At 72.1% G+C, this 5,716-nt stretch carries 2 protein-coding genes; both read right to left on the reverse strand.

Going from position 1 to position 5,716, the window contains the following annotated elements:
• Positions 1-3,221: non-ribosomal peptide synthetase (locus ABT300_RS40565; protein ID WP_351687171.1), on the reverse strand; the 3,221-nt coding region annotated here is incomplete at its 3' end.
• A partial coding sequence (locus tag ABT300_RS40570; RefSeq protein ID WP_351687172.1) for a non-ribosomal peptide synthetase occupies positions 3,221-5,716 on the reverse strand: 2,496 nt, incomplete at its 5' end. The genes ABT300_RS40565 and ABT300_RS40570, both read right to left, overlap by 1 nt.

Raw genomic sequence — 5,716 nt, forward strand, 5'->3', positions numbered from 1 at the left:
GCGGTCAGATCGACCAGCGGCAGCATCTCCGGCGTGATCTCCGTCGCGTCCGCGGGGATCAGATTCGCCGGAACGACAACCTCGTCCGCACCCGCCGACGCCGCCAGGCCGGCCGGGGTCGGGCTGTCGAACAGCGCCCGCACCGACACCGACACACCCTGCTTGCGCAACACCTCGACCAACTGCACCGCCAACAGCGAATGACCGCCGAGCCGGAAGAAGTCGTCGTCCACACCGACGTTCTCCAGCCCCAGGACCTCCGCGAAGGCCGCACAGAGGATCTCCTCACGCGCATTGACCGGGCCGCGGCCGGCACCGGTCGCATACACGGGGGCGGGCAGGGCCTTGCGGTCCAGCTTGCCGTTGCCGGTCAGCGGCAGCGCGTCCAGCACCACGACGGCCGACGGCACCATGTGCTCCGGCAGACGTCGGGCGGTGAACTCCCGGACCGCGTTCGGCAGGGCCTCGGCCGCACCCGCCTCGCCCACGGGGACGACATAGGCGACCAGACGCACGTCACCCGGGACGTCCTCCCGGGCCGCCACCACCGTCTGCGCGACCAGCGGGTGCCCGGCGATCACGGCCTGCACCTCAGCGGGCTCGACACGGAAACCGCGGACCTTCACCTGGTCGTCCGCACGGCCCAGGAACACTACCTTGCCATCCGCCGTCCACCGGGCCCGGTCGCCCGTGCGATACATCCGCGCACCCGGCTCGAACGGATTCGCCACGAACCGCTCAGCCGTCAACCCGGGGCGCCGGACATAGCCACGCGCCAGCTGCGCCCCGGCCACATACAGCTCACCCGCGGCACCCTGCGGCACGGGCCGGAGCGCATCGTCGAGGACGTAGAAGCGGGTGTTCGCCACCGGCGTGCCCACCGGTACCAGATTGCCGTCCGCCTCGAAGCGGGTCGTAGCCACGCCGATCGTGGTCTCGGTCGGGCCGTAGTGGTTGAACACCCCACGATCACCCGCGTGCTCGACCAGCTCGCGCACCAGCGCGGGCGAGGCCGCCTCACCACCGAGGACCAGAGAGCGCGTCGGCAGCACGCCTTCGACGCCCACCACCGAGGACAGCGCTGCCAGGTGCGAGGGGACGATCTTCACGCAGTCGATCTTGTGCTCCGCCAGATGGGCCGACACCGCCGCCGGGTCCGTGACCAGGCCCTCGTCGATCACGTGCAGCACGCCGCCCGTCGTCAGACTCGCGAACACCACCGTGTTGCCCAAGTCCGTGACCTGCGCCTGAAGAAGCGCGTAGCGGACGCCGGGCGCATCGAAGCCCACCCGGCCCGGCACCGACGACACGTAGTTCGCCAGGCCTCCGTGCGTGACCGCCACGCCCTTCGGACGGCCCGTCGAACCCGACGTGAAGATGACGTATGCCGGGTGCTCAGGCAACACGTCCACACCCGGTGAGGTATCCGCAAGGCCCGCCAGCTCCGCAACCACCGCGGGTTCGTCCAGCACGACCGCCGGCAGGCCGGACGGCATCGTGCCGGCCACGGTCCGCGAGGTCACCACCGCCACCGGTGCGGCGTCCGCCAGCGCGATCTCGATTCGGTCGACGGAGTACGCCGGATCCACCGGCAGATACGCACCGCCCGCCTTCATCACCGCCAGCAGCGAGACCAGCATGTCGGTCCCGCGCTCCAACGCCACCGCGACCACCGACTCCGGGCCCACACCCCGCCCGGTCAGCAACCGGGCCAGCCGGTTCGCCCGCGCATCCAGGTCGGCGAACGACAGCTCCACGCCGTCGGCGACCACCGCCACCGCGTCCGGCGTCCGTGCCACCTGCGCCTCGAACAGCTCCGGCAGCGTCGTCGGCTCGACCGCCACCGCCGTGTCGTTCCACTCCACCAGCACCCGGCGACGCTCAGCGGCGTCGAGCAGCTCGACGCCGCTCAGCCGTATCTGTGGGTCAGCGGCCACCGCGGCCAGCACGCGCAGGAAGTGCACCGCGATCCGCTCGACCGACTCCGGCTCGAACAGGTCCGCCGCACCGGCCACCGTCCCGTGCACACCCGCCGGCGCACCCTGCACATCGAACGTCTCACCCAGCACCAGGTCCAGATCGAACCGCACCGGCGGTGCCCCCGCCGACAGCCCGCTCGCCTCCAGCCCCGGCAGGTCGAGTGCCGCCTCCGCGATGTTCTGCAGCGTCAGAACCGTCTGGAACAGCGGATGGCGCCCCCTCGACCGCGTCGGCGCCAGTTCCTCCACCAGCTTCTCGAACGGCACCTCCTGGTGATCGAACGCCGACAGACTCGTCTCCCGCATCCGGTCGAGCACCTCACGGAACGTCGGGTCCCCCGACAGATCCGCCCGGATCACCAGCGTGTTCACGAAGAACCCGACCAGATCGTCCAGCGCCACATCGGTACGGCCGGCGACGACGGTACCGATCGGCACGTCCGTGCCCGCACCCAGCCGCGACAGCAGCACCGCCAGCGCCGACTGCAGCACCATGAAGAGGCTGACGCCCTCCGCCCGGGCCAGCTCGGCGAGCCGCGCATGCACCTCGGCGGGGACGGCCACCTCAGCGGTGAGACCTCGGTGGGAGGCCACCGCCGGACGCGGACGGTCCACGGGCAGCGCCAGTTCCTCCGGCGCATCTGCCAGAGCCTCCCGCCAGTAACCGATCTGACGGGAGATCAGGCTCTCAGGGTCGTTCTCGTCACCCAGGAGCTCACGCTGCCACAGCGTGTAGTCCGCGTACTGCACCGGCAGCGGCTCCCACCCCGGAGCCCGGCCCGCGCACCGCGCCGTGTACGCCACCGAGACGTCCCGGGCCAGCGGACCCATCGACCAACCGTCACCCGCGATGTGGTGCACCACCACCGCCAGGACGTGCTCGTCGGGTGCGGTGGAGAAGAGCCAGGCCCGGATGGGCACCTCCGACGCCAGGTCGAACAGGTGACGCGCGGCCCCGGACACGGCTCCGTCCAGCTCCTCCGGCGCCACTTGGGAGACCGCCAGCTCCCAGTCCAGCTCGTCGATCCTGCGGATGCGCTGGTAGGGCTCGCCGTCCTTGGTCGGGAACACCGTGCGCAGCACCTCGTGCCGGCCGATCACCTCGCGCAGCGCCGCGTTCATCACCGAAGGGTCCAGCTCGCCCGACAGCCGCCGCACGATCGGGATGTTGTAGGCCGGGCTGCGGCCGTCCAGCTGGCCGATGAACCAGAGCCGACGCTGGGCATAGGACAGAGGGATCATCAGTGCTCCTCGTTGGTACGCATCGGCCGCAGAGCTGGCCTGGCTGTCTTCTGGGTTCCAAGCCGCTGGGCGAGTCCGGCCACCGTCGGCGTCCTGTAGAGCGCTCGCAGCGAGACGTCGACGTGCAACAGGGCCCTGATCTGGCTGATCAGCCGGGTGGCGAGCAGGGAGTGGCCGCCGAGCGCGAAGAAGTCGTCGTCCACGCCCACGCTCTCCAGCCCCAGCACCTCGGCGAACGCCCGGCACAAGAGCTCCTCCTGGCGGTTCGCCGGTGCCCGTCCCGCACCCGCGGTGTACTCCGGGGCGGGCAGTGCCTTCCGGTTCAGCTTCCCGTTGGCGGTCAGCGGAAGGGCGTCGAGCACCACGACCGCCGACGGGACCATGTACGCGGGAAGCTGGTCCTGGGCCGCCTGCCGAAGCGCATGCGCGAGCTCCTCGGCCTTCTCCCCCGCATCCCCGGTGGGCACCACGTAGGCCACCAGCCGCTGGTCGCCGGGCCGGTCCTCACGGACCACCACGACGGCCTGTGTCACCGAGTCCTGGCCGGCCAGCACGGCCTCGATCTCACCCGGCTCGATCCGGAACCCGCGGACCTTCACCTGGTCGTCGGCACGGCCCAGGCACTCCAGCCGCCCTTCCGGCGTCCACCTCGCCAGGTCCCCCGTGCGGTACATCCGCACCCCCGGCCCGTACGGCGAGGCCACGAACCGTTCGGCCGTCAGGCCCGGACGGTTCGCGTAGCCCCGCGCCAACTGCGCACCCGCCAGGTACAGTTCGCCGGCCACGCCGACCGGCACCGGCTGCATCCAGGTGTCCAGGACGTACGCGCGCACCTCCCCGAACGGACGCCCCACCGACACCGGGCCGTCGGTCACCTCGGCGGAGGTCGCCCACACCGTCACCTCGGTCGGCCCGTACAGGTTCACCGCCTCGACACCGAGGTCGGTGAACCGCTGCGCCAGCTCCGGCGGCAAGGCCTCGCCGCCCACCAACGCCCTCACCCCGGTGGGCCATCCGCGCACCTCCAGCAACGTCCGCCACAGCGACGGCACACCCTGCAGCACCGTCGCCCCGGACGAGACCACCAGTTCCGTCAGGGCGGCCGGGTCGCGCGCCACCTCGCGGGAGGCCACCACCACCGACGCGCCCGACACCAGCGGCAGGAACAGCTCCAGCGCCGCGATGTCGAACGACACCGTGGTCACGGCCACCAGCCGGTCGCTCACCGCCAGCGGCACCCGCTCCGCCACACCGCTCAGGTGGGTCGCCAGCGCTCCGTGCGACACCGCCACACCCTTGGGCCGGCCCGTGGAGCCGGAGGTGTAGATGAGGTACGCCGAGTGCTCCGGGAGCGACACGCCCCGCCTGCCCGTGGACGGCACCTCCGCGTCCAGCCGCGCCAGCTCCCGGATCGTCGCTGGGTCGTCCAGGGCCACCACGGCGACTCCCAGCCCCGCCAGCCGGTCGCCCGGGTCGCGTGCCGTCAGCACCAGGGCGGCCCCGGCGTCGCCGATGGTGTACGCCACCCGCTCCGCCGGGTACTCGGGGTCCACCGGCAGGTAGGCGCTTCCGGCCCGCATCACTGCGAGCAGCCCGACCACCAGGTCGACCCCGCGGTCCAGGGCGACCGCCACCACCGACTCCGGGCCCATGCCCCGGCCCGTCAGGTACCGGGCCAGCCGGTTCACCCGCGCGTCCAGCTCGGCGTACGACAGCCCCGTACCCCCGGACACGACGGCGATCGCATCCGGAGTGCGCGCCACCTGGGCCGCGAACAGCTCCGGCACGGACACCGGCGCGGCGGTGTCCCGGTCGGTGCTGTTCCACTCGTCGAGCAGCCGATGCAGTTCCCCGTCGTCGAGCACACGCACCGATGCCAGCGGCTCGTCCGCTCCTCCGTCGAGTGCGGTCTCCAGCGCGGTGACCAGGTGCTCCGCTGTGGTGCACAGCAGCCGTGCGACGGCCTGTACGTCGATGGCGGCCACCGCGTCCACCGTCAGCTCGATCGACTCACCGTCGTCGTCCACGGCCACCACGAGCGGGTAGTTGGTCCGCTCCCGCGCGAACCGCATGGTGAAGCCCTCGAAGCGGGGGCTCGGATCGTCGCCCGTGCCGTACCCGGATCCACCTGTGTTGTGCCGGTAGTTGAACACGGCGGTGAACAGCGGCGTGTCGCCCGCCAGTCCGCTGGTCCGCTGGGCCAGGGCGAGGGATGCGTGCTCGTGCTCCAGCAGCTCGGCCAGCTGGGCCCGCATCGCCGTCACCGCCTCGAGCGCGCCCAGCTCACCGGTGCGCAGCCGGACCGGCAGCGTGTTGATGAACGGGCCGGGGACCCGGTCGGCGCCGGCGCCGGAATTCATCCGGCCGAACAACACGGTGCCGAACACCACGTCGGCCCGGCCCGAGACCGCCGCCAGGGTCCGCGCCCACGCGACGTGCAGCACGGTCGCCGCACTCGTGCTCAGCCGGCGAGCGACCGCGCGCAGTCGCGCGTG

Source organism: Streptomyces sp. NPDC001027 (assembly GCF_040299045.1).
In the GTDB taxonomy this organism is placed as follows: domain Bacteria; phylum Actinomycetota; class Actinomycetes; order Streptomycetales; family Streptomycetaceae; genus Streptomyces.